General features: G+C 61.0%; 23 protein-coding genes. 17 read left to right on the top strand and 6 right to left on the bottom strand.

Features of this window, described 5'->3' with window-relative positions:
- The first annotated feature begins 3 nt into the window (after positions 1 to 3).
- From ACQZ48_RS00430 to ACQZ48_RS00420, 3 genes are all read left to right on the top strand, one after another.
- Positions 4 to 1,089, top strand: a complete 1,086-nt coding sequence (locus ACQZ48_RS00430) for an ABC transporter ATP-binding protein (protein WP_448728335.1) — start codon at positions 4 to 6, stop codon at positions 1,087 to 1,089.
- Between the two features lie 45 nt (positions 1,090 to 1,134).
- Complete coding sequence (locus ACQZ48_RS00425) at positions 1,135 to 3,138, top strand: aldo/keto reductase (protein ID WP_448728334.1); 2,004 nt, start codon at positions 1,135 to 1,137, stop codon at positions 3,136 to 3,138.
- A 316-nt stretch (positions 3,139 to 3,454) separates the two neighbouring features.
- A complete protein-coding gene (locus ACQZ48_RS00420; RefSeq protein WP_448728333.1) occupies positions 3,455 to 4,687 on the top strand; it encodes a M24 family metallopeptidase in 1,233 nt (410 codons plus the stop codon).
- An 8-nt stretch (positions 4,688 to 4,695) separates the two neighbouring features.
- Here the strand turns inward: ACQZ48_RS00420 and ACQZ48_RS00415 are convergent, their stop codons facing one another.
- From ACQZ48_RS00415 to ACQZ48_RS00405, 3 genes are all read right to left on the bottom strand, one after another.
- A complete protein-coding gene (locus ACQZ48_RS00415) occupies positions 4,696 to 5,013 on the bottom strand; it encodes a cupin domain-containing protein (RefSeq protein WP_003522691.1) in 318 nt (105 codons plus the stop codon).
- Positions 5,014 to 5,055: 42 nt separating this feature from the next.
- Complete coding sequence (locus tag ACQZ48_RS00410) at positions 5,056 to 5,793, bottom strand: FadR/GntR family transcriptional regulator (protein WP_448728332.1); 738 nt, start codon at positions 5,791 to 5,793, stop codon at positions 5,056 to 5,058.
- A 109-nt stretch (positions 5,794 to 5,902) separates the two neighbouring features.
- Complete coding sequence (locus tag ACQZ48_RS00405; RefSeq protein ID WP_142913966.1) at positions 5,903 to 6,700, bottom strand: NAD-dependent epimerase/dehydratase family protein; 798 nt, start codon at positions 6,698 to 6,700, stop codon at positions 5,903 to 5,905.
- A gap of 139 nt (positions 6,701 to 6,839) precedes the next feature.
- On the opposite strand from ACQZ48_RS00405, the gene kduI reads away from it, so the two are divergent.
- The 5 genes from kduI to ACQZ48_RS00380 all read left to right on the top strand — a co-directional run bounded on the left by kduI (position 6,840) and on the right by ACQZ48_RS00380 (position 11,465).
- Positions 6,840 to 7,664 carry a 5-dehydro-4-deoxy-D-glucuronate isomerase gene (kduI, locus tag ACQZ48_RS00400; RefSeq protein WP_142913965.1) on the top strand — a complete coding sequence of 275 codons (825 nt, stop codon included), beginning with the start codon at positions 6,840 to 6,842 and terminating at the stop codon, positions 7,662 to 7,664.
- Positions 7,661 to 8,404 carry a 2-dehydro-3-deoxy-D-gluconate 5-dehydrogenase KduD gene (kduD, locus tag ACQZ48_RS00395; protein WP_448728331.1) on the top strand — a complete coding sequence of 248 codons (744 nt, stop codon included), beginning with the start codon at positions 7,661 to 7,663 and terminating at the stop codon, positions 8,402 to 8,404. Before kduI ends, kduD begins: the two co-directional genes overlap by 4 nt.
- A gap of 113 nt (positions 8,405 to 8,517) precedes the next feature.
- Positions 8,518 to 9,429, top strand: coding sequence for a 5-dehydro-4-deoxyglucarate dehydratase (gene kdgD / locus ACQZ48_RS00390; protein WP_448728330.1), 912 nt, complete (start codon positions 8,518 to 8,520; stop codon positions 9,427 to 9,429).
- A 24-nt stretch (positions 9,430 to 9,453) separates the two neighbouring features.
- Complete coding sequence (locus tag ACQZ48_RS00385; RefSeq protein WP_448728329.1) at positions 9,454 to 10,590, top strand: D-galactarolactone cycloisomerase; 1,137 nt, start codon at positions 9,454 to 9,456, stop codon at positions 10,588 to 10,590.
- Positions 10,587 to 11,465 carry a D-galactarolactone isomerase gene (locus ACQZ48_RS00380; protein WP_448728328.1) on the top strand — a complete coding sequence of 293 codons (879 nt, stop codon included), beginning with the start codon at positions 10,587 to 10,589 and terminating at the stop codon, positions 11,463 to 11,465. Before ACQZ48_RS00385 ends, ACQZ48_RS00380 begins: the two co-directional genes overlap by 4 nt.
- Positions 11,466 to 11,501: 36 nt before the next feature.
- On the opposite strand, the gene ACQZ48_RS00375 is transcribed toward ACQZ48_RS00380, so the two are convergent.
- On the bottom strand, positions 11,502 to 12,428 hold the full coding sequence (locus tag ACQZ48_RS00375; protein ID WP_448728327.1) for a helix-turn-helix domain-containing protein: 927 nt from the start codon (positions 12,426 to 12,428) through the stop codon (positions 11,502 to 11,504).
- Between the two features lie 212 nt (positions 12,429 to 12,640).
- Between ACQZ48_RS00375 and ACQZ48_RS00370 the strand changes: the two genes are divergently transcribed.
- The 6 genes from ACQZ48_RS00370 to ACQZ48_RS00345 all read left to right on the top strand — a co-directional run bounded on the left by ACQZ48_RS00370 (position 12,641) and on the right by ACQZ48_RS00345 (position 19,624).
- Positions 12,641 to 13,522: a carbohydrate ABC transporter permease gene (locus ACQZ48_RS00370; RefSeq protein WP_006311867.1), complete on the top strand. Its 882-nt coding sequence runs from the start codon at positions 12,641 to 12,643 to the stop codon at positions 13,520 to 13,522.
- Between the two features lie 4 nt (positions 13,523 to 13,526).
- Positions 13,527 to 14,411: a carbohydrate ABC transporter permease gene (locus ACQZ48_RS00365; RefSeq protein ID WP_191218182.1), complete on the top strand. Its 885-nt coding sequence runs from the start codon at positions 13,527 to 13,529 to the stop codon at positions 14,409 to 14,411.
- Between the two features lie 2 nt (positions 14,412 to 14,413).
- A complete protein-coding gene (locus ACQZ48_RS00360; RefSeq protein ID WP_077984208.1) occupies positions 14,414 to 15,514 on the top strand; it encodes an ABC transporter ATP-binding protein in 1,101 nt (366 codons plus the stop codon).
- 43 nt (positions 15,515 to 15,557) lie between these two features.
- Positions 15,558 to 16,826: an ABC transporter substrate-binding protein gene (locus tag ACQZ48_RS00355; protein WP_448728326.1), complete on the top strand. Its 1,269-nt coding sequence runs from the start codon at positions 15,558 to 15,560 to the stop codon at positions 16,824 to 16,826.
- A gap of 111 nt (positions 16,827 to 16,937) precedes the next feature.
- The gene (gene pglA / locus ACQZ48_RS00350) at positions 16,938 to 18,491 is read left to right on the top strand and encodes a polygalacturonase PglA (protein ID WP_448728325.1); all 1,554 of its coding nucleotides are present in this window, start codon (positions 16,938 to 16,940) and stop codon (positions 18,489 to 18,491) included.
- A gap of 8 nt (positions 18,492 to 18,499) precedes the next feature.
- The gene (locus ACQZ48_RS00345) at positions 18,500 to 19,624 is read left to right on the top strand and encodes a glycoside hydrolase family 88/105 protein (RefSeq protein WP_448728324.1); all 1,125 of its coding nucleotides are present in this window, start codon (positions 18,500 to 18,502) and stop codon (positions 19,622 to 19,624) included.
- Positions 19,625 to 19,626: 2 nt separating this feature from the next.
- Here the strand turns inward: ACQZ48_RS00345 and ACQZ48_RS00340 are convergent, their stop codons facing one another.
- Both ACQZ48_RS00340 and ACQZ48_RS00335 read right to left on the bottom strand, forming a co-directional pair.
- Positions 19,627 to 20,889 carry a HAMP domain-containing sensor histidine kinase gene (locus ACQZ48_RS00340; RefSeq protein ID WP_077984204.1) on the bottom strand — a complete coding sequence of 421 codons (1,263 nt, stop codon included), beginning with the start codon at positions 20,887 to 20,889 and terminating at the stop codon, positions 19,627 to 19,629.
- The gene (locus ACQZ48_RS00335) at positions 20,886 to 21,617 is read right to left on the bottom strand and encodes a response regulator (RefSeq protein WP_193600487.1); all 732 of its coding nucleotides are present in this window, start codon (positions 21,615 to 21,617) and stop codon (positions 20,886 to 20,888) included. The genes ACQZ48_RS00340 and ACQZ48_RS00335 overlap by 4 nt, the downstream gene beginning before the upstream one ends.
- 202 nt (positions 21,618 to 21,819) lie before the next feature.
- Between ACQZ48_RS00335 and ACQZ48_RS00330 the strand changes: the two genes are divergently transcribed.
- The 3 genes from ACQZ48_RS00330 (at position 21,820) to ACQZ48_RS00320 (ending at position 24,128) form a co-directional block, all read left to right on the top strand.
- Positions 21,820 to 22,458, top strand: coding sequence for a hypothetical protein (locus tag ACQZ48_RS00330; protein ID WP_077984202.1), 639 nt, complete (start codon positions 21,820 to 21,822; stop codon positions 22,456 to 22,458).
- A 124-nt stretch (positions 22,459 to 22,582) separates the two neighbouring features.
- A complete protein-coding gene (locus ACQZ48_RS00325) occupies positions 22,583 to 22,882 on the top strand; it encodes a hypothetical protein (RefSeq protein WP_374638419.1) in 300 nt (99 codons plus the stop codon).
- A 22-nt stretch (positions 22,883 to 22,904) separates the two neighbouring features.
- The gene (locus ACQZ48_RS00320) at positions 22,905 to 24,128 is read left to right on the top strand and encodes an efflux RND transporter periplasmic adaptor subunit (protein WP_173990556.1); all 1,224 of its coding nucleotides are present in this window, start codon (positions 22,905 to 22,907) and stop codon (positions 24,126 to 24,128) included.
- Positions 24,129 to 24,131: the final 3 nt, after the last annotated feature.

The following is a 24,131-nucleotide window of genomic DNA, read 5'->3' as shown; positions in this document are numbered from 1 at the left end:
CGCATGGCGGAACTTTCGCTCAAAAACGTTGTGAAGCGTTATGGCGCGCTGGAGGTGATCCATGGCGCAAATCTGGAGGTGAAAGACGGGGAATTCGTCGTTTTCGTCGGCCCCTCCGGCTGCGGCAAATCCACGCTTCTCAGAATGATCGCCGGGCTGGAAGATATTTCCGGTGGCGATATCGTGATTGGCGGCAAGACGGTCAGCGATGCCGATCCGGCCGATCGCGGCATTGCCATGGTGTTCCAGTCCTATGCGCTTTATCCGCATATGACGGTGGCCGAAAACCTCTCATTCGGGCTCAGGATGAACGGTAACCCCAAGGCCGATACGCAAAAGCGGGTCAAACGCGCCGCGGAAATCCTGCAGATCAACGAGCTGATGGAGCGACGCCCGAAACAGCTTTCCGGCGGCCAGCGCCAACGTGTGGCCATCGGCCGCGCCATCGTGCGCGAACCGCAGGTCTTCCTGTTCGATGAGCCGCTGTCGAACCTCGATGCGGAATTGCGGGTGCAGATGCGCGTGGAAATCTCGCGGCTGCACAAGCAGCTCGGCACCACGATGATCTATGTGACGCATGACCAGACCGAGGCGATGACGCTTGCCGACAAGATCGTCGTGCTGCGGGCGGGCAATATCGAGCAGGTCGGCGCGCCGCTCGATCTTTACGACGATCCCGCCAACCGTTTCGTTGCCGGTTTCGTCGGTTCGCCGAAGATGAATTTTCTCGACGCCACCATCGTCGGCAGCAGCGCGGAGGGCGTCACGCTCTCTCTCGACAGCGATCCTACGGTGCGGCTGAGCCTGCCGGTCACGGCCCGTTTGAACGAGGGAGCCAGAGTGTCGCTCGGCATCCGGCCAGAGCACTTTACCGATGCGGGCGCAGGCGATGCTGATCTCACCGTTCATGTCGATGTCGCCGAACATCTCGGCAATACCAGCTATGTCTACGCGCGTGCGCAAGGCGGCGAGCAGCTCATCATCGAGCGACCGGAATCGCGCGATGTCGGCAATCGTGACCGGCTGACTGTCGGCCTTTCCGCCCGCAGGGCTTTCATTTTCGACAGCGAGGGCGACCGCCTGCGCTGAACCCTTTCCCAAGCACCCAAGATTGATATGAAGGACGAGGATTTCATGACGACCGAACAACCGATCCGCTGGGGCATCATCGGCCCGGGCACCATCGCCAGAACTTTTGCCGATGGCATTGCCCATTCCCGAACCGGCAGGTTAGAGGCCATCGCCACACGCAATCCGGATAGGCCCGGCCTTGCCGAGGCCTTTGCCGGTGCGCGTGTGATCCATGGGTACGATGCGCTGCTTGCCGATCCCGATATCGACGCCGTCTACATCGCCACACCCCACACCGGCCATGCCGAATGGGCGATCAAGGCGATCCGGGCGGGTAAGAACGTGCTGGTGGAAAAACCCATCGCGCTCTCAGCCTATGATGCCGACGCCATTTTCCACGAGGCGAAAAAGGCCGGCGTTTTCGCCGGCGAAGCCTATATGTATCGCCTGCATCCGCAGACGTCGAAATTGCTGGAACTCGTGAAAGCCCGCGCCATCGGCGATATCCGCATCATCCGCTCCAGCTTCGGTTTCAACATGGGCTCGTTCCGGGCCGATCACCGGCTTTTCGCCAATGAAACGGCGGGCGGCGGCATTCTCGATGTCGGCGGTTATCCGGTTTCCATGGTGCGGCTGATCGCCGGCGCCGTGGACGGAAAACCCTTCGCCGAACCGGAAAAGGTGGCGGGCGTCGCCCATCTCGGCCAGTCGGGCGTCGATGAATGGGCCTCGGCCGTGATGAAATTCGCAAACGGCATTGTTGCCGAAGTTTCGTGCTCGATCATGGCGGCGCAGGACAATGTGCTGCGCATCATCGGCTCGGAGGGCCGTATCGAGGTCAAGGATTTCTGGTTCGCCGCCGGCCACAAGGGCGGCACCGGGCGGATCGATATTATCAGGGGCGACAAGGTGGAAACCATCGAGTTGCCGGAGGATCGCTGGCTTTATTCCTTCGAGGTCGACGCGGCCGGCGAGGCGATCCGGCATGGCAAAATGGAATTCGACGCACCCGGCATGGCCTGGGTGGACAGCCTCGGCAATCTGCGTGTCATGGATCAATGGCGGGCTTCCGTCGGGCTTGAATACAGCGTTGAAAAAGCAACGTCGCGCGTCACGAATATTGCCGGCGGCAAGGTCGTGGCCGGAAACGCAGTGCCGAAACGGCAGATTCCGGGCCTTGCCAAACCCGCTTCCGTGGTCGCGCTCGGTTTCGAATTCTTCCCCAATTTCGCCTCCGCATCGCTGACGCTGGATGCCTTCTATGAAGCGGGCGGCAACCTCTTCGATACGGCCTATGTCTACGGCGCAGGCAAGACGGAGACGATTTTCGGCGACTGGCACACCAGCCGTAACGTGCCGCGCGAAGAGATCGTGCTGATCGGCAAGGGCGCACATTCGCCGCTCTGCTATCCTGATATGATAGCAAAGCAGCTCGATCAGTCGCTCGCGCGGCTGAAGACGGATTATGTCGATGCCTATTTCATGCATCGCGATAATCTGGAGGTTCCGGTCGGCGAGTTCGTCGACGCCATGGATGCCGAAGTCCGGCGCGGGCGCATTCGCGGCATTTTTGGCGGCTCCAACTGGACACGCGAACGTATGGATGAGGCGGCCGCCTATGCTGCGAAGAACAGCAAGCAGGCGCCAGCCGCGCTTTCCAACAATTTTTCGCTGGCGGAAATGCTCGACCCTATCTGGGCGGGCTGCGTCGCTGCATCGGATGACGAGTGGAAAGAATGGCTGCAACAGCGTCAGATCCCCAACTTCGCCTGGTCCAGCCAGGGGCGCGGTTTCTTCACCGAGCGTGCCGGGCGGGACAAGCAGGACGATGAAGAAATCGTCCGCGTCTGGTATTCCGACCGCAATTTCGTTCGCCGGGACAGGGCGATCGAGCTTGCCCAAGAACTTGGGCGGCACCCGATCCATATCGCGCTCGCCTATGTCATCGCCCAGCCTTTCCCTGTCATTCCGTTGATCGGGCCGCGCACGATTGCGGAGCTGGAGGACAGTCTTTCGGCGCTGGATATAAGGCTGACAGCCGAGCAGGTGAAGTGGCTGGAGGCGTGAAAAGTAATGAGGCGGCGGGTTTATCCACCGCCTCAACGATATTGGGCAAGATGTTGTCGCCCGTTTCTTCTCCCCGCCGGGGAGAAGGTGGCCCGAAGGGTCGGATGAGGGGGCCAGCTCTCCGGATAACTCTACCCTTGCCCCCTCATCCCGCTGCCGCGGACTTCTCCCCGGCGAGGAGAAGAAACAAGCGGGAAGCGCTCGCGCAACTGACAATACTCGGCATAGAGAGGTCATCTTCCACCTTCTTTCCTCTCCCGGTGACTGCTAAAGCGTAGGTTCACAAACCTGCCGCCAAACAATCACCGGGGTTCCCATGAGCGATATCGACCGAAGCCGTGCGCAGCAGCTGATGCGGGAGGCGGACATTGATGCGCTGGTGCTGTTCCAGCCCGAAGCCTTCCGTTATGCCGTTGGTGCTCCTGCCGGCGTGGCGACCATGTGGGGCAGGGCTGGTTCAGCGATTGCGCTCGTTCCAGCCGATGCCGGGGTGACGCTCGCCGCCGTTGTCAGCGATCATGCCGCTCCGCTCGTCAGGAAGGCGGTACCTGATGTCGATCTGCGCTGCCATCGCATCTGGATCGATATGGTCGATCTGTCCGGTGCCGAAACCGTCCCGCAGGTAGATGACGCCTATCGCCGCAACAATTCCGGTGGGCCGCGGCCGGAGATATTCGATCGTGCCGCCTGTTTCGGCCTGCTCTCCGATCTGCTGCGGGAGCGCGGGCTGTCTGCGGCGCGTATTGGTGTGGACCTTGAATTCATGCCTGCCGCCGATTTTTTGGCCCTGCGTCAGGCGCTGCCCCACGTGAACTGGATTGATGGTTCGACGGTGCTCAAACGTCTGAGGGCGGTAAAATCCGAACGCGAGATCAAACTTCTCAGGCAGGCGGCAGCCGCTGCTGAGGCAGGGTTGGTCGCGATGGCGGCCGCCGTCCGACCGGGAGCAGCCCTTGGTCAGCTCTCCGCCGCCTGGAAATCCGGCGTACAGGCGCATGCTGCGACATCCGGTTTTTCGCTGAGCGGGCATTGGGACTATATTTCCGTCGGCCCGGCCCTGTCGGATATGGCGGCGGTTGTTACGCCGGGAGCGCTCATCAAGGCCGATGTCGGCACGCTGGTCGACGGTTATTCATCGGATGGCGCGCGGAGTTTTTCGTGGGGGCCGGTCTCGCCGCTGGCCGCTGATGTTTTCAGCGCGTTGGAGGCGGCCTTTGCCCGTGGGCTGGAAGTGCTTCGTCCCGGCAACACATTCGGTGCGGTGCACGCCGCCATGCTGGCCTCGATGCGCAGCGATGGTTTCAGCGAATATTATCGCGGCCATTTCGGCCATTCCGTCGGCGGCGGCGTGGGCATCGAGGAATGGCCGTTCTTTTCCCATGACAATCCGGAAATCATTCTTCCCGGCATGGTCGTTGCGGTTGAAGCGCCGTTTTATGGCGAAGGACTGGGAGCGCTGATGATCGAGGACCAGTTCCTTGTCACCGCCTCCGGCGCGGAATGCATGAACAGCCTGCCACGCACCCTGCGGGATTTATCGGCGAACTGAGCGCCGGATCAGAGAAAATCGTCGCGGCGCGGGGTAAAGCAGTCGATCAGCTCGCCCTCTTCCAGACACAGGCAGCCATGCTCGATATGGCCGGGAATGACGAGACTGTCGCCCTTCTGAAGATCGTAGGCCTCACCGTCGCGGTAAAAGCGGAAGCTGCCGCTGGCGACATAGGTGGATTGCACATGCGGATGGCTATGCAGCCTGCCTTCGGCGCCGGTTTTGAAGCGGAAGGAGACCACCATCAATTCCGGCGCTTCGGAAAGCACGGTGCGCTCCACGCCATCGTCGGGGGAAACGGTGGGGAAGGTCGGAAGCTGCTGCATATCGTTCTCCTCGGTCATGCAATGCGGTTTTAACTGGCGATCTCAGCGCGGCGCGCGCAGCATGGAGCGATAACGCGTCTGGCTGCTTTTCAGGTGGCTGCGCATGGCGCTGCGCGCCGCCTCTTCGTCGCCGTCCTGTATCGCGATCAGGATCGCTTCGTGTTCACCGACGAGTCGGGCGAGATCGGCGGGCGAAAGCACGGTTTCCGCGCCGTTTTCGGCCACGGCGCGGCGCGGAATGAGGGTGGGGCCGAGCACCTGCAAAAACTCGCTGAAGCGGGGATTGTTGGTCGCTTCGGCAATGGCGAGATGGAAGGCGAAATCGGCTTCCGCCGTCGGCACGCCCCTGGTGGCGCTGGCGCGGAAGGCATCGAAGGCCTCGATGATCTTTTCCTCCTGCGCCGGCGAGCGGCGAATGGCGGCAAAACCGGCGGCATCACCTTCGACGGCGGTGCGCAATTCCAGCATTTCGATCAGCGAGGAGACGCGCGCAAGATCGACATTGTGGAAGGGACGTCGCTCCGTAGGTGCGGGTTCCAGTACGAAAACACCCGCGCCCTGACGCGGCTCCACCAGACCGTCGGATCGCAGCGAGGCGATCGCCTCCCGCACCACGGTACGGCTGACACCGAATTCCTGCGTCATCTGCGCTTCGGAGGGCAGGCGTTCGCCCGTCTTGTAACGGCCCTTGGCGATCTGGCTGCGGAGTTCCTCCGAAACCCTCACCACAAGCGTTCTGCCTTGTGGAGATGCCGGTTCGGAGCTTGTCGCTTTTGTCATCTTGGTCGCCGTTCTAAAAAATGTCGGTTGCGTGCACCGTTCCTCGATACGTCATTCGCGGCCTGGCATGCAATCCCGCCGTTTTAGCGGGAAACGTCCGTGCGACATTTCACGTCTCCTTGAAGATCGGGTTGTCGACAAACACGCCACCCTGAAAGCGGACAATCGGGTCGCGCGCGTCCGGCTGCGGCGTCGTTTCGGCAATCTTCCGGCGGAAGGCCTCGGCATTGTCCTTCGGTTTCCATCCAATAAAGCCGAGATGCGAATTGTCCCACCAGCTCGCATCGTTGGCCGACGCGCCCCAGACGATGGGGCAGCCGAGCACGGGTGCGCGGAACGCCGCCTCGATCAGCGAGACGAAATCATCATGCGAAAACCAGGTGGACAGCATGCGGTAATTAAGGGGTTCCGGCGTGCAGGAGCCGATGCGGACAAGCGCGGTCTCCTGGCCGAATTTCTCGAAATACATGCGGGCAAGGCTCTCGCCGAAACATTTGGAGACGCCGTAAAGCCCATCCGGGCGGAAGGGAACATCCGGTCCAAGCCTCTCCGTCTGCGGGTAATAACCGATCGTATGGTTCGAACTGGCGAAGATGATGCGCGGCTGGCCGTGGGCGCGGGCGGCCTCATAGAGATTATACAGCCCGATGATATTGCCCTGGAGAATCTGCTCGAAGGGCTTTTCCACGGAGATGCCGCCCAGATGCACGATGCCGTCGCAGCCGGCCACCATAGCGTCGACGGCTGCCGCATCGGCCAGGTCGCATTGCACACATTCCTCGTTAGGCCCAGCCGGATCGAGCGGGGCGAGATCGGCAAGACGCAAAATCTCCGCCATTGGCGCGAGACGTTGACGCATCATGCGACCGAGTTGGCCTGCCGCACCGGTAACAAGAAGCCGTTTCATTGCCAGTCTCCCTTAGCGCTTGCACGTCTCCGATGCGGTCGAGATATGGCTTCACCCCTTGACCTTGTCATACAGATCGTACAAAAAGCGGATAACATATATTATGTGCTATACGCAACAATCATGAGGGATGAGTTTGATGTTGACCGTTGAAACAAGGCAGGCCGTGAACCCGGAATATGCAAAAACGCTGGATACCGAAGGGCTCCGTCGGCATTTCCTCGCCAACGACATGTTCCGTTCCGGCGAAATCAGGCTGATCTATACCCATTATGACCGCTTCGTGATGGGCGGTGCTGTGCCGAACGGTGCGCCGCTGACGCTGGACAAGGTGGAAGAAACCAAAACACCGTCCTTCCTCGACCGGCGCGAGATGGGCATCGTCAATATCGGCGAGACCGGAACGGTCAGCGCCGGCGGCGAGACCTACACCCTCAATCGCGGTGACGTGCTTTATCTCGGTGCAGGCAGCGGCGCGGTGACCTTTGACGGGGCAGGGCGATTCTACATCACCTCCTGCCCGGCGCATCGCAGCCTGCCGGCGAAGCTCGTGACGCTGGCCAGCAGCAAAGAGGTCAAGCTCGGCGCGACCGAAACCTCCAACAAGCGCACCATCAACCAGTTCATCCATCCGCTGGTCATGGAAAGCTGCCAGCTGGTGCTGGGTTATACGACGCTTGAGGATGGCTCCGTCTGGAACACCGTTCCCTCGCATATTCATGACCGCCGCATGGAGGCCTATCTCTATTTCGGCATGGATGAGAAGTCCCGCGTGCTGCATCTGATGGGTGAGCCGCAGGAGACCCGGCATCTGTTCATTTCGAATGAAGAGGGCGCGATTTCCCCGCCCTGGTCCATCCATTCCGGCGCCGGCATCGGTTCTTACACCTTCATCTGGGCCATGGCGGGCGACAATGTCGATTACACCGACATGGACTTCATTCAGCCGGGAGACCTGAAATGAAGAATCCCTTTTCGCTTCAAGGGCGTAAGGCGCTCGTCACCGGCGCGAATACGGGGCTTGGCCAGGCGATTGCGGTTGGGCTCGCCGCTGCCGGTGCGGAGGTGGTCTGCGCCGCCCGCCGCGCGCCGGATGAAACGCTGGAGATGATCGCCAGTGACGGCGGCAAGGCCAGCGCATTGTCCATCGATTTTGCCGATCCGCTGGCGGCGAAGGACAGTTTTGCCGGCGCCGGTTTCGATATTCTCGTCAACAATGCCGGTATCATCCGCCGTGCCGATTCCGTCGAGTTCTCCGAACTCGACTGGGACGAGGTGATGGACGTCAATCTCAAGGCGCTGTTTTTCACCACCCAGGCTTTTGCAAAAGAGCTGCTGGCGAAAGGCCAGTCCGGCAAGGTGGTCAATATCGCTTCGCTCCTTTCCTTTCAGGGCGGTATTCGCGTGCCGTCCTATACGGCGGCGAAACATGGTGTCGCCGGCCTAACCAAACTCCTGGCGAATGAATGGGCCGCCAAGGGCATCAATGTGAATGCCATTGCGCCCGGTTATATCGAAACCAACAATACCGAGGCGCTACGCGCCGATGCGGCCCGTAACAAGGCCATTCTCGAGCGCATCCCGGCCGGCCGCTGGGGGCGCTCGGAAGACATCGCCGGGGCCGCGGTTTTTCTGTCATCTGCGGCGGCGGACTATGTGCATGGCGCCATTCTGAATGTCGATGGTGGCTGGCTGGCGCGATGATCCGCGCCAGTTTTCAAAATTCATCATATAACTTGTATGATGACTTGTTGACAAATATGCGGCAAGCAGTTTAGGTGACGTTCAGTCAGTGAACTTGCAGAGGAATTTCGATGATGAACCCCGAACAAATCAAGACGGCGCTCGGCTCCGGTCTGCTGTCCTTCCCGGTCACCCATTTCGATGCCGAGGGTCGTTTTGCCGCCGATAGCTACAGGGCGCATGTGGAGTGGCTCGCCGGTTACAAGGCGCCGGTGCTGTTTGCCGCCGGCGGTACGGGCGAATTCTTCTCGCTAAAGCCGAATGAAATCCCGACGATCGTTGCTGCCGCCAAGGAAGTGGCCGGTGAAACCGCCATCGTTTCCGGCTGTGGTTACGGCACCGAGATCGCCGTCGATATTGCCCGCTCGGTCGAAAAGGTCGGCGCAGACGGCATCCTGCTTCTGCCGCATTACCTTATCGATGCGCCACAGGAAGGGCTTTACGCCCACATCAAGAAGGTGTGCCAGTCGGTCGGCATCGGCGTCATGGTTTACAACCGTGACAATTCCGTGCTGCAGGCGGATACGCTGGCGCGTCTCTGCGACGAATGCCCGAACCTCGTCGGCTTCAAGGACGGCACCGGCGATATCGGCCTCGTTCGCCAGATCACCGCCAAGATGGGCGACCGCCTGATGTATCTCGGTGGCATGCCGACGGCGGAACTGTTTGCCGAAGCCTATCTCGGCGCTGGTTTCACCACCTATTCCTCGGCCGTCTTCAACTTCGTTCCCGGTCTTGCCAATGAGTTCTACGCCGCCCTGCGAGCCGGCGAACGCACCACCTGCGAGCGTATCCTGACGGAATTCTTCTATCCGTTCATGGCGATCCGCAACCGCGCCAAGGGTTACGCCGTCTCCGCCATCAAGGCTGGCGTGCGCCTGCAGGGCTTCGATGCCGGTCCGGTGCGTGCGCCGCTGAAGGATTTGACCAATGAGGAAGTCGGAATGCTCGAAGCCCTGATCGGCACGCACAAGCGCAAGGCCTGAGGACGGAATGACGGGAGGGGAGCGATGAAAATCACAGCGGTGCGGACGCATCTGCTTGAACATCGTCTGGACACGCCGTTCGAAAGCGCCTCCATGCGTTTCGACCGGCGGGCCCATGTTCTGGTGGAAATCGAATGCGACGACGGGACCGTCGGCTGGGGCGAATGCCTCGGTCCGGCGAGGCCCAACGCGGCCGTGGTTCAGGCCTATTCCGGCTGGCTCATCGGCCAGGATCCGCGCCAGACCGAAAAGATCTGGGCGGTGCTTTATAATGCCCTGCGTGATCAGGGCCAGCGCGGCCTCAGCCTCACGGCATTGTCGGGCATCGATATCGCGCTCTGGGATATCAAGGGCAAGCACTACGGCACTTCAATCTCGATGCTGCTTGGCGGGCGCTGGCGCGAAAGCGTGAAGGCCTACGCGACCGGCAGCTTCAAGCGCGATGGCGTCGACCGCGTCTCCGACAACGCCTCCGAAATGGCCGAGCGGCGGGCGGATGGCTTTCACGCCTGCAAGATAAAGATCGGCTTCGGCATCGAGGAAGACCTTCGCGTCATCGTCGCCGTGCGCGAGGCGATCGGGCCGGATATGCGGCTGATGATCGACGCCAATCACGGCTATACCGTCACCGAAGCCATCACGCTCGGCAACCGTGCCGCTGAATATTGCATCGACTGGTTCGAGGAGCCGGTTGTCCCCGAACAGCTTGATGCCTATGCCCGGGTGCGGGCCGGCCAACCGATCCCGGTTGCAGGCGGTGAGACCTGGCATGGGCGATATGGCATGTGGCAGGCGCTTTGCGCCGGCGCCGTGGATATTCTCCAGCCCGATCTCTGCGGCTGCGGCGGATTTTCCGAAACGCAGAAGATCGCGACGCTCGCCACGCTGCACGGCGTGCGCATCGTGCCGCATGTCTGGGGCACCGGCGTGCAGATTGCCGCCGCACTGCAATTCATGGCGGCGATGACGCCGGACCCGGTGCGTGCGAACCCCATTGAGCCGATCATGGAATTTGACCGTACCCATAATCCGTTCCGCCAGGCCGTCCTGCGTGAGTCTCTCGAGGCCGTGAACGGCGTTGTCGCCATTCCCGATGGTCCCGGTCTCGGCATCGAGATCAACCGCGATGCATTGACCGAATTCAGAATGCCAGACCCATGAGCGAACTCGTCAGAAAACTGAGCGGCGCAGCGCCGAATCCCGCCTTTCCGAGAGGCGCGGTCGATACGCAGATGCACATGTATCTGCCCCACTATCCTGCCTTGCCGGGTGGCCCTGGCCTGCCGCCGGGCGCTCTGCCTGGACCGGAGGATTATCGTCGCCTCATGCAATGGCTCGGCATAGACCGGGTCATCATCACGCAGGGCAATGCCCATCAGCGCGATAATGGCAACACGCTCGCCTGCGTCGCCGAAATGGGCGAGGCAGCCCGCGCCGTGGTCATCATTGATGCGACGACGACCGAAAAGGATATGGAAAAGCTTACCGCCAGCGGCGCGGTCGGGGCGCGCATCATGGACCTGCCGGGCGGTGCGGTAAACCTGTCCGAGCTGGAAGCCGTGGACGAGCGCGCGCATGCGGCCGACTGGATGGTGGCGGTGCAATTCGACGGCAATACGCTGCTCGATCACCTGCCGCGTCTTCAGAACATCCGCTCGCGGTGGGTGTTCGATCACCACGGCAAGTTCTTTAAGGGCATCAAAACCGATGGCCCGGAAATGGCGGCGCTTTTGAAACTCATCGACCGCGGCAATCTCTGGTTCAAGTTCGCCGGCGTTTACGAAAGTTCGCGTGAGAACTGGCCCTATGAGGACGTCGCCGCCTTTTCGCGCGTTGTCGCCGCCCATGCGCCGGAACGAATCGTGTGGGGCACCAACTGGCCGCATAATTCCATTCGCGAGACGGCCGCCTATCCCGACGATGCCCGCCTTGCGGAACTCATACTCGGCTGGCTGCCGGATGAAGCGGCGCGCCATCGGGCGCTGGTGGAAAACCCGGAAGCGCTGTTCAAGCTGCCTCCATTCAAGGGGGCATAGGTCAATTCGGGATAATCATACTCCTTCGAGGCCCCGCTATGCCGGGGCCTTTTCCATTTCATCGGCAAGCAGCCTTTGCTGTTCGTGTTCGTCAAAGGCCATGAGATTGCCGTGCCGGCTGCGGCGTATTCTGTTCATATGGTCGCGCGGACTTAAGCCCAGCGTGCGTTTGAACATGCGTGAAAAATAATAGGGGTCGCCATAACCCACTTCTGCGGCCGCTGCCGAGACAGAAAGCCCCGCCTCAAGAAAATGCATGGCGCGTTCCATGCGCTTGAACTCCTGATATTTGCGCGGCGTCCGACCGACCCGCTTCTGGAATTCCCGCAAGAAATAATCGCGATTATAGGGAGCCGCCTCGGTCGCCCTGCCGGCAATATCGGGGTCGAGCGGATTGGCCGAAATCATGGTGATCGCCTTCATCACGGCAAGATCGAGACCTTCCGTGCCCTCCGGCTGGAAGCTCGGGCGATCCACCCATCCGAGAAAGGCATCATCGATAAAGGCAATCAGCAGCACCATGAAAAGATGGTGCTGGCCGAGTGTCACGGAGGAGGGCGGCGCACTCTGCCGGTAGTGACGAACAAGTGGCTCCAGCAACGACCAGCGACTCAGTCTTACCTTTGGTCTCAGGTCCATCTGCGCGATCAGGTTGTGGCGGCCGTAAATATCGAGGTTGAAGTGCTGCGCCACGCCGCGATAAGTCACGGCCTGTTCGTTCCAGCCGACGAAGCGCTGCCCTCTGAAAATCAGCATGGCGTCACCCGGCTCCAGCACCCGTGCTTCGCCATCCACGAGATAATGCCCGCGCCCTTCCAGGCAGATGATCAGATCGTCCACCGGGTTGGATTTGTCGATCTGCCAAGTGCGCGAATGCTCCATCTTGATCGTCGCGCGCGTGAGGTTGAGGTTGAGCGCCGCAGGCGGAACGGATGACAGGATGCCACCTTCGATTTCGTCCATCTTTTTCCTCGTCTTTGTTAATTCACCTTGGCGCGGAAATTTGGTTTTGTCACCGTATAAATCGCTTTTGAGTGCCGTTTCAATGAGGGAGGAGAACGGTCGCGACGTGGAATTGCGCTTTTATGCGCCCGTCGTCGCCCGTTCCGGGAGAATCACTTGTACGAAATTGAATTCTGTCATTCGCGTCCCATCGGGGCGCGGGGAGGCGCATCATGAAATCTCAGCGCTTTCTGGGGCTGGGATATCTGACGCCTTATATCGTCGGGCTGCTGGTCTTTACCGCAATCCCTTTCCTTGGCTCCCTGTATCTTAGTTTTACCCGTTACGACCTGATGAGTGATCCCACATGGGCCGGGCTTGCCAATTACGAACGGCTGTTCACCCGCGACCGTACCTTCATGAAGTCGCTGAACGTCACCCTGTTCTACGTGTTCCTGACGGTGCCGCTGAAGCTTGCCTTCGCGCTGTTCATTGCGGCCATACTCAATTACAAGCTGCAATTCATCAACTTCTTCCGCACTGCCTTTTATGTGCCATCCATCCTCGGCGGTTCGATCGCGATTGCGGTGCTGTGGCGTTACATCTTCGCGAGCGAAGGACTCGCCAACATGGCGCTGGCGGCCATCGGCCTATCGCCCGTCGACTGGTTCGGCGATCCGGGCAATGCGCTTTTCACCATCACGCTGTTGCGCTGCTGGCAGTTTGGTTCGGCCATGGTGATCTTTCTCGCCGCGCTGCAGTCCATCGACAAATCGCTTTACGAAGCGGCCGCGATTGATGGCGCCGGCAAGGTAAAGACCTTCTTCTTCATTACCCTTCCCTTGCTGACGCCGGTGATCTTCTTCAACCTCATCATGCAGATGGTGCAGGCGTTCCAGGAGTTCAACGGACCTTACATCATCACCCAGGGCGGGCCGCTGAAGTCCACTTACCTGTTGCCTCTCTACATCTATGACGAGGCCTTCAAGAAGTTCAACATGGGTTATGCCTCCGCCATTGCCTGGGTGCTCTTCACCATCATCACCGTGCTGACCCTCGTGGCCTTCTGGTCATCGAAGAAGTGGGTCTATTACGCCGGCGACAAGCGGAATTGATGCCATGACCGATATCGCAACCCTCAACGACATGCAGGCGGCCCGCCGGGCAAGGCTCAGGCTGCTTTCCACCTCCGTGCGCTACGTGCTTCTCTTCGCGGTCGGTCTCGTCATGCTCTACCCGCTGATCTGGCTGGTGGGCGCAAGCTTCAAGACCAATTCGGAAATCTTCTCCGGTGCCGGTTTCATCCCGGAAAACCCGACACTGGACGGCTATGTCCGCGGCTGGGAAACCTCGACGCCTTATACGTTCGGCCGGTTCTTCTGGAATTCTTTCCTGATCATCCTGCCGAAGGTCATCGGCACGGCGATTTCCTGCACCATGGCGGCCTATGCCTTTGCCCGCTTCGATTTTCCGCTGAAGAAGATCCTGTTCGGCTCGGTCATCGCCATCCTGCTTTTGCCGAATGTCGTCACCCGCATTCCGCAATATATCCTGTTCCGCGATCTCGGCTGGCTGGACAGCTTCCTGCCGCTCTGGGTGCCGTCCGCGCTCGCTGGTGATGCCTTCTTCGTCTTCATGCTGGTGCAGTTCCTGCGCTCGCTGCCATCGGATATGGAAGAGGCCGCCCGGGTGGATGGCGCCAACAGCTTGCAGACGCTGATTTACATCGTCGTGCCGATGCTGGCGCCGGCGCTGATTTCGGTCTGCCTGTTCCAGTTCATGTGGACGATGAACGATTTCCTCGGACCGCTGATCTACCTGTCCTCGGTCGACAAATATCCGGTGAGCCTTGCGCTCAAACTCTCCATCGACACCACCGAAGCCTTCGAATGGAACCGCATCCTGGCGATGTCGGTGCTGACGATCGCACCTGCGCTGATCGTGTTCTTCGCGGCGCAACGGTATTTCATTGAAGGGATCTCGTCTGGCGGGGTCAAGGGCTGAAAATGGCAAGCGTTCAACTTAAAAATCTCGAAAAAGTCTATGGCGGCAGTTTCAAGGCGGTGCACGGCATCGATCTCGATGTCGAGGATGGTGAGTTTATGGTATTCGTCGGCCCTTCTGGCTGCGCCAAATCCACGACGCTGCGCATGGTGGCGGGGTTGGAGGAAATCACCGGCGGCGAAATCCTGATCGGCGACCAGCGTGTCAACGACCTGCCGCCCGGCAAGCGCTCCATCGCCATGGTGTTTCAGAATTATGCGCTTTATCCGCATATGAAGGTGCGCGGCAATCTCGCCTTCGGCCTGAAGATCGCCGGTGTCGCAAAACCCGAAATCGAAAAGGCAATCGACAATGTCGCGCGCATTCTCGAAATCGAGCCGCTGCTAGACCGTCTGCCGAAACAGCTTTCCGGCGGGCAGGCGCAGCGTGTGGCGCTGGGCCGCGCGCTCATCAAGAAGCCCGGCGTGTTCCTGTTCGACGAGCCGCTCTCCAATCTCGATGCAAAGCTTCGCGCCTCCATGCGGGTGCGCATCACCGATCTGCACCGTCAGTTGAAGGCGGAAGGCCTGTCTTCGACGGTGATTTACGTCACCCATGACCAGACGGAAGCCATGACCATGGGCGACCGTATCTGCGTCATGCAGGCCGGCCGCATAATGCAGGTCGCGACCCCGAAGGAGCTTTATAACCACCCCGCCAATCTTTTCGTCGCCGGCTTCATCGGCACGCCGGAAATGAACCTGGTGGATGTGGCAATCGAGGGCGCGGAGTTCGTCATTGCCGGCCAGCGCCTGCCCATCGGCGCGCATCTGGAGCAGCGGCTATCGGCCAGACCCGCGGATGCGGTCATCGGCATCCGCCCGCAACATCTGTCATTGACGGAGGCGACCGATGGCCCGGCGCTGCAGGCGAAGCTCACCAATGCGGAATTCATGGGCCACGAGGTCTATCTGCATGCCGATCTCGGCGGCCAGAAGCTGGTGAGTGTTGTGGGTGCGGCGGAATTCGAGGCGCTTGGGCGCGACGGCATCCTGCGGCTGAAGCCGGACCCGGAGAAGCTGCATATTTTCGACAAGGCCGATGGCCGCAACGTCTCGCTGTGAGGAGGGGACGGGCGTGCCTGATTTTTCGAGGAGGAGAACAACAATGACGATGATGACAAGAATGATGGCGATGCTCGCCGGCGCCGCCTATGTGGCGATGGCAGCCGCTCCGGCGGCAGGTGCCGCGGAGCTGCGTATGTCTTGGTGGGGCGGCGAAAGCCGCCATGTCGCCACCCAGAAGGCCATTGCCGCCTGCGGTGAGAAATATGGCCATACAGTCAAGGGTGAATTTACCGGCTTCGACGGCTATCTGGAAAAGCTGACCACGCAGATGGCCGGCAAGACGGAAGCCGATATCGTTCAGGTCAACTGGCCATGGCTGCCGCTGTTTTCCAAGAACGGCGAGGGTTTTGCCGATCTGCGCCAGCTGAAACCGCTCGATCTTTCCCAATGGGCCGAGAGCGATCTGGACGCCGGTTCGATGAACGGCGTGTTGCAGGGGCTTTCCGTTTCCACCACCGGCCGCGTCTTCTTCTTCAACGTCACCACCTTCGAAAAGGCCGGTGTTGAAATTCCGAAGACATGGGACGAGTTCTTTGCGGCAACCAAGACCATCAAGGAAAAGCTCGGCAAGGACTATTACACCTTCAATGCCGTGAAGGAGACTGCCCAGCTGCTGGTGACGCTGGCTGTCGTGCAGAAGACCGGCAAGGATCTGGTCGATCCCAAGACCAACCGCGTGGCCTGGACGCCCGAGGAACTGGCAGAGGGCATCTCCTTCGTCGGTAAGTTGGTCGAAACCGGTTCCATCCGCTCCCAGAAAGAGGAAGCGGCCGACGGTAACGTCAATCTCTATGAGAAGCCGTCCTGGTCGGAAGGCCGCATCGCCGGCTCCTATGAATGGGATTCGACCTATTCGAAATATGCCGACCCCCTGAAAGAAGGGCAGGTTCTGAAACCGGTACCGATGCTGAAGCGTGCCGATGCCGTGACAGAGGGTGTCTATCGCAAGCCTTCCATGGTGTTTTCGATCTCGAAAAACTCGAAGAACCCGGAAGCGGCTGCGCAAATCCTGAACTGCCTGCTGAACGAACCGGAAGGCATCGATGCGCTCGGCACCTCGCGCGGTTTGCCCGCATCGAAGGCCGCGGCGGCGCGTCTGGGGGGCAAGGGCGAGCCGGAAGTGCGGGCCGCCAACGCCATCGTCATGGCGGCATCGGGACCAGTGGTTTCGCCCTTCAACGAACATCCTGAAATCCGATCGGGCTTTATCGATACGCTTGAGGAATATGCCTATGGCCAGCTGACGGCGGAAGAGGCCGCCGAGCAGATCATCGATACGACCAACGATGTTCTTGCCAAGTTCGATTGATGACAATGGCCCGCCGCCTCCGGTGGCGGGCCCTCTATCCGGACGCCGGACGATATGAAGCATGTCCGCCAAGGGTTTGGTCGGCTATGCAAAAAAAGACGAGAAGAGAGCATGAACGAACCCCTTATCATCGCGTCTTCGGCGCGAATGGCTGCGCTTTGCCTTGCTGCGCCCGGCGCTCGCTATTTCCTTCCGTCCAAAACGGCATGGCGTCTGACGTCGGCGGATGGTGCCGAAAGGAGAGGCGAAACCGCGACCGTGGTGACGCTGCTGCATGATCTCTCCCCGGATACCCGCTATGTCTTCGAAGCGGAAGGGTTCGGACGGCTGGAGTTCAGAACCGCCCCCTGCGCCGGGCTTGTCGAGGCTGCGGCATTTTCCCTGATGTCGAATGTTGCGCTCGATGATGAAGAAGGTGTGCGCGCCAACGCGCAGGCGCTGGAAAGGGCCGTGGCCGCGGTGCCGCACGGCGGCACGTTGCGTCTCGGGAGCGGTCTCTGGACGGCATTTCCCGTACGCCTCAAAAGCAATATGACCTTCCACCTTGCCGAAGGAGCCGTGCTGCGCGCGCCCTCCATCCGCAGGGGCTGGCCGATCCTGCCTGCCCGCGATGAGGCCGGCCGTATGCTCGGAAGCTGGGAAGGCTTGCCGGACGCCTGTTTCGCCGCGCCGGTTCATGCGATTGAGGCAGATAATCTCTTCATCGAGGGCAGGGGCGTTCTCGACGGTTCTGGCGACAGAGGCGATTGGTGGAGCTGGCCGAAAGAAACCCGCGATGGCGCGCGCCGGCCGCGCGGCCTGCATCTCGTTTCCTGCCGGAACACAAACCTGCTCGGTTTCACGATCCGAAACGCTGCCTCCTGGACGATCCATCCGCAGGGCTGCGAAGACTCGATTGCCGCCGGCCTCAGCATCGTCGCGCCCGATGACAGCCCGAACACCGATGGTTTCAACCCGGAAAGCTGCCGCAACGTCACGATATCAGGCGTGCGCTTTTCCGTCGGCGACGATTGCATTGCGGTGAAGGCGGGAAAACGCGGTCCTGATGGCGAGAACGATCATCTTTCGGAAACGCGCGGCGTTCGGGTGCGCCATTGCCTGATGGAACGAGGCCATGGCGGGTTGGTGATCGGCTCGGAAATGTCCGGCGGTGTGCATGACGTGGCGGTTGAGGATTGCGAGATGGTCGGCACGGATCGCGGCCTGCGCCTCAAGACACGGCGCGGGCGCGGCGGCACCGTCAGCAACATTGCCATGCGCCGGGTGCTGCTGGATGGCGTGCAGACCGCGCTTTCCGCCAATGCTCATTATCATTGCGATGCCGATGGACATGACGACTGGGTGCAATCGCGAAACCCGGCACCGGTCGATGGCGGCACGCCTTTTATCGACGGCATTAGCGTGGAGGACGTCGAGATCCGCAATCTCTCCCATGCGGCCGGCGCTTTTCTGGGCCTTGCCGAAGCGCCCATCCGCAACGTCGCCATCCGCAATCTCACCATCGTCTCGCGCGATCCTTCGGCCATCGCAACGCCGCCGATCATGGCCGACGGGGTGCGTCCCATGCGCCATGAGGCGATTGTTTTCGAGCAGGCGCATATAGTCTGCGATAATCCTGCCCTGTTGAGCGATGCTTCCGTTTCCATTGTGTCAGATTCCGATTGAGAAAACAGATGAAAGCCACTGAATATTTTGATCAATTCTCCAGTCTTTATAAACATTACAAGGGCGGAAGCTGGTGTTATGAGGATGGATGCGTTTATCGCGGCCTGCAACAGCTGTTCGAGGCGACCGGGGAGGCACGCTGGAACGATCATCTGCATCGTCTCGCCGATGCGCAGATAGCGCCAGACGGCACGCTCGCCGGTTACGATCCGCACGAATATAATATCGACCATATCCTTGCCGGCCGTATCCTCTTTCCTCTTGCGGCGGAAACGGGCGATCCGCGTTACCTCGCTGCGGCGGAACATCTGGCGGGGCAACTGCGCAGCCATCCACGCATCGCATCCGGAAATTACTGGCACAAGAAGCGTTATCCGCATCAGGTCTGGCTGGACGGGCTATATATGGGGCTTCCTTTCCAGATAGAATATGCGCAGGCGACGGGCCGGACGGAACTGATCGACGATGCGCTGCGGCAGTTTTCAGCAGCGCTCGCGGCGACGAAGGATAGCGGCGGGCTTTATGTCCATGGTTATGACGAGAGCCGCAGCCAGCGCTGGGCCGATCCTCAAAGCGGAAAATCTCCCGCTATATGGGCACGCGCGGTGGGCTGGCTCGCCATGGCGCTGGTGGACGCGCTGGCCACCCTGCCGGATGACGATGCGATGGTGGCGCTTCGCAACAAGACGCAGTCGCTTCTGGCCGGTATCATCGCCCGGCAGACCGAGACCGGCCTCTGGATGCAGGTTCTCGACAATCCGGACCTTGCGGACAATTATGAGGAAACATCCGCCTCGGCCATGTTCGCCTATGCTTTGCTGCGCGCGGCGCGGCTTAAGCTCGTGCAGGGCGAAGAGGCGAATGCCGCCCTTTCGGCGGGTCGCCGCGCGCTTGAGGCACTTCTTGAAACGCGGCTGAAAGCCGATGAAGAAGGCGTGACGCGCCTCACGGGCATCGTGCACGTCGCGGGCCTTGGCGGCTTCGAGGGCAATTATCGCGATGGAACGCCGGAATATTATCTGACCGAGCCGGTGGTGTCTGATGATGCCAAGGGCGTCGGGCCGTTGATGATGGCCTATGCTGAAAACCTGCTTCTGGCCAAGCGGCAGGCGCAGGCTGTTTCAGCGGCGTGACGTCACGCCGCCCTTGCGAAGGTCACGGTCTGGATAAGGCCCTGTTTCTTGTGGTTGGCAATGGTGATCGTGCCGCCGAAGCGCTCGATGATTTCCCTGGCGATGGCAAGACCAAGACCCACGCCGGGGATTGATTTGCGCCGCGCGAGGTCCACCCGGAAGAAGGGTTCGAAAACCCGCCCGATCAGTTCCTGCGGAATGCCGGGGCCTTCATCCCTGATGGTCACGACGATTTCGCTCTCGTCTCCGATCAGATCGATATGAGCTTTCTTGCCATGGGTGACTGCGTTCAGGATGAGGTTGCGCAGGGCTCTCTTGAGCGCCAGCGGGGCCGCCTTGATGGTCATGGCGGCTTCCGGCTCGATGAAGACAAGCGAGCCCGCATGACCGAGACCGGAAACATCGCTAACGATTTCGCTGAGAAGCCTGCCGATGTCGATCGTCTGGATGCTGTCCTGGCGGACCTCTTCTCGTACCAGCAGGATGGCGCTGTCGGCGATGGCGTCCAGTTCCTCGAGATCCGCCAGCCATTTGGCCCGTTCCTCGCCGTTTTCGATGAATTCCGCCCTGAGCCGCATGCGGGTCATCGGGGTTCTGAGATCGTGGCCGGCGGCGGCGACGAGGCGCATGCGGCTTTCCATCGCCGCCTTCAGGCGGGTGGCGAGTTCGTTCAGCGCCCGCGCCGTGGCGCGGATTTCGCCCGGTCCGATTTCCGGCAGGTGCGGCAGCGAACCGTCAGGCCCGATGCTGGCGGCCGCATTTTCCAGCATGTCGAGCGGGCGGGTGATCTTGCTGGCGGCAAAGATCGAAACGGCGGCACTGCCGAGAATGATCAGCCCGATCCACATGCCGAAAATCTTCCAGCCGCCCGGCGGCGGACCCATATGCGGAATTTCCGCAACCAGCCAGCCGCCTTTTTCCAGCGCGATAGCCGCCACGGGGGCAGGATTTCCCGGTGAGCGGATGACCATCGCGGTGCGCGGCTCTCCGACGCGGGCCAGCGCCTTTTCCAGAAATTCCGAAAGCATGCCGTCGAGATCGCCTTGCGGCGGCTTCTGTTCTATCTGGAAATAGCCGGGCTGCTGCAGGGAAGGATCACGTTCGGCCATGGTCACGGCAAAGGCGAGGCTGCGGGCCAGCGGCTCGATGGTGGCGTCGGGCGGCGGCGGCTGCAACGTCCGGTCCGCCACAAAAGTCGCAAGTGCGATGACGGCGATGATGGAGACGATCATCAGCGCCGTGATGCGGTTTTTAAGCGAGCTCATCGCTGCACCGGTAGGGTTCTGACCTGAACCGTCATCTGGTAACCGCCATTGCGCACGGTCTTGAAGATCGGCGTCTGGGTGTCGGCGTCCAGCTTCTTGCGCAAGCGGCTCATCAGCACGTCGATGGAACGGTCGAACGGGCCGCGATCCTTGCCCTGCGTGAGATCAAGAAGCTGATCGCGGGAAAGCAGCCGACCGGGCCTGTCGAGAAAGACTTTCAGCAGATCGAATTCCGCTCCCGTCAAATCTATCTTTTCACCGCTGGCGCGGATGACGGAGCGCTGCTCGGGATCGGCGGTAAAATCCGCAAAACCATAGGCGGCGGATGAGGGGCGGGGAGCCTCCTGCGGTGTCGCGCGGCGCAGCACGGCCTTGATGCGCGCGGTCAGTTCGCGCGGATTGAAGGGTTTGCCGAGATAGTCGTCTGCGCCGATTTCCAGCCCGACGATCCGGTCGACATCTTCCTTCAGCGCAGTCAGGAGAATGACCGGCGTGCGCGGCCGGCGGCCCTGCAGATCGCGGCAGATATCGAGGCCGGAGCCATCGGGCAGCATCACGTCGAGCACGATGAGATCGGGATCGGAGCTGGCGATCTTTTCCTCGAACTCACGCCTGTCGGCGGCCATCGACACGCGAAACCCCTGCGAGCCGAGATATTTCGCGAGCAATGTGCGTATTTCCGGATCGTCATCGACGATCAATATATGTGTCACCGAAACTGTCGTCATATCGTCCAACCTTTTGATGCCACTATACATAAGCGCTGAAAAGAAACGGCGGATTTTTGCAACGAAAGCTTTCCGGGGCCGTTCTGGCAACATTCGGTTACAAATAGGCGGTTTGCGGAAGCAGCCTGGAAACATTCGGACCAAAGCCGGACACGCGATGCTCCTATCATCCTTTCATGTTGGAAAACGGAAGGAAGGTAAGATGAGACACTCGCTACTGGCCGCCGCCATCGCGACAGCAACTATGGGCGTTTCCGCCGCCGCGCAGGCAGCGGAAGAGAATGCGCCCGCACCCCAGGCGACCGAACAGGCTGCGCCGCCGCCCGCCAATCTCGATCTCGGCCCGGACATCGGCCCGGATCGGGGTCCGGATGAAAGGCCGCTGCCGCCGCATATGCGCAGAATGCCCGGCCCGGATGTTCTGGGGCTGGCGACGAAGCTTTCGGCGGCCGAAATCTATCTCGGCGTCACGCCGGAACAGCTCGGTCCATGGCGCGCCTATACCACGGCGTTGATCGATCTCGTTTCCCCCGGTCCGGAGCGCAATCCGCCGCCGCCGGTGGCGGGTGAAGGCAAGGCCAAGCCCGAGCCGCGTCTTGCGGGAGAGGAACTGGCAGGCATCATCGCGCAGAAGGCGGAAAAGGCCAAAGCCCTGCAGGACGCCGTTGCGGCGCTGAAACCGAAGCTTTCGCCGCAGCAGGTGCTGAAGCTTGCCGAACTCGAGCGTGCGCTGATGCCGCCTCCGCCTCCCGGCCCGCGTCATGGCCCCGCAGAGCGCGGCGGCTTTGCTCCCCCGCATGGCGATATGAGGCCGCCGGTTCCCGAGGCGGAACGGGGCTGAGGCAACCTTTCGAAGTTTCCTCCTTTAATCTGCCCCCCAGTAAAGGAGGAAATCAGCCGGCAACGGCTGGAGCCGGGGGATCGCACGCCTGCGATCCCCCGCGTGATTTTCAAGCAGGAACATGATGATGAGATATTTCTATCTGGTGCTGGCAACGGCTTTTGGTTTGAGCTTTGCCTGGTCGGTGGCCGTGGCAAAGGACAAGCCCGTGCAACAGCCGGCGGCCAAGTCCCGGCAGGATGAACAGCGGCGCCAGCCCGCCTGTGCGAAGGATCTGCGCGGAAAGACGGACTCCAGACGTCTTCGCAGCACCTGCCGCAAGGCCGCGGTGCGAAACTCGGCCTCTGCCTATGAATGGATCGAAGCGGAGAGGGGTTTCATCCTCGTGAAACACGAGATGACGCCGGTTTCTTCCTTCGAGTGAACCGGCTGGACAGGACATCAATATGAAAACGGCACGCAAGGCAGGCGCATTGCTGGCGGTTGTCGCTCTCGCTGTGGGCGGCTACTGGCTGTCCTCGCAATATACGCGGGCGGCCACACCCGGCTATATCACCGCGCCGGTGACGCGCGGCGATATCGAGCAGACGGTGCTGGCGACGGGAACGCTGAAACCCGTTCGCCTTGTCGCCGTCGGCGCGCAGGCCTCCGGCCGCATCACCGCCGTCAAGGTGGCGCTCGGCGATACGGTCGCGGCGGGCGATCTGATCGCCGAAATCGATTCCGTTACCCAGACGAACAGTCTGCGCACGGCGCAGGCGGCCCTGGCGAACGTGAAGGCGCAGCGGGTTGAGAAGCAGGCGACGCTTCTTCTCAACCGCCAGAGCCTTGCCCGTCAGCAGGAGATGGTGTCGAAGAACGCGGCCTCCCGCGCCGATTTCGAAAGCGCCACCGCAGCCCTTGCCGTCACCGAGGCGCAGATCGAAGCCATCGACGCCCAGATCGAGGAAGCGCAGGTCGCGGTGGAAACGGCCGAGGCCAATCTTGGCTATACCAAGATCACAGCGCCCATCGAAGGCACGGTTCTGTTGATCGTCAGCCAGGAAGGGCAGACCGTCAACGCCACGCAATCCGCGCCAACCATCGTCATTCTGGGCCAGCTCGACCGGATGACGGTGCGCACGGAAATTTCCGAGGCGGATGTAACGCGGGTCAAACCGGACCTGCCGGTCTATTTCACGGTGCTCGGCGAGCCGCAGCAGCGGTATGACGCAACGCTCGCCTCGATAGAGCCGGCGCCGGAATCGGTGCGCAGCGATTCCAGCTTCAGTTCCTCGACCTCTTCATCCTCCAGCTCATCCTCTTCCAGCACGTCGTCATCCGAGGCTATCTATTATAATGGCGTGTTCGAAGTGCCGAACCCGGAAGGCAAGCTGCGTACCTATATGACGGCGGAGGTCCATATCGTTCTCGGCGAAGCGAGGGACGTGCTGACCGTCCCCTCGGCGGCCCTTGGCAGCATGAACAGCGACGGCAGCTATGCGGTGCGTGTGGCCGGTGCCGATGGCAGGGTTTCCGAGCGCAAGGTCGAGATCGGGCTGAACAACAAGGTCACTGCGGAAGTGCGTTCCGGCCTTGCCGAAAACGAGCGCGTGGTGACCGGCGAGCGTTCCACCGACACCGCCACAAACGCCATGCCGGGGCCGGGCGGCCCGCCGATGGGGCTTTGAACC

The sequence above is a fragment of the Agrobacterium sp. 22-209-1 genome, assembly GCF_053522485.1.
The sequence above is the reverse complement of the archived record's forward strand: the minus strand, read 5'-3'. Positions and strand labels throughout refer to the sequence as shown.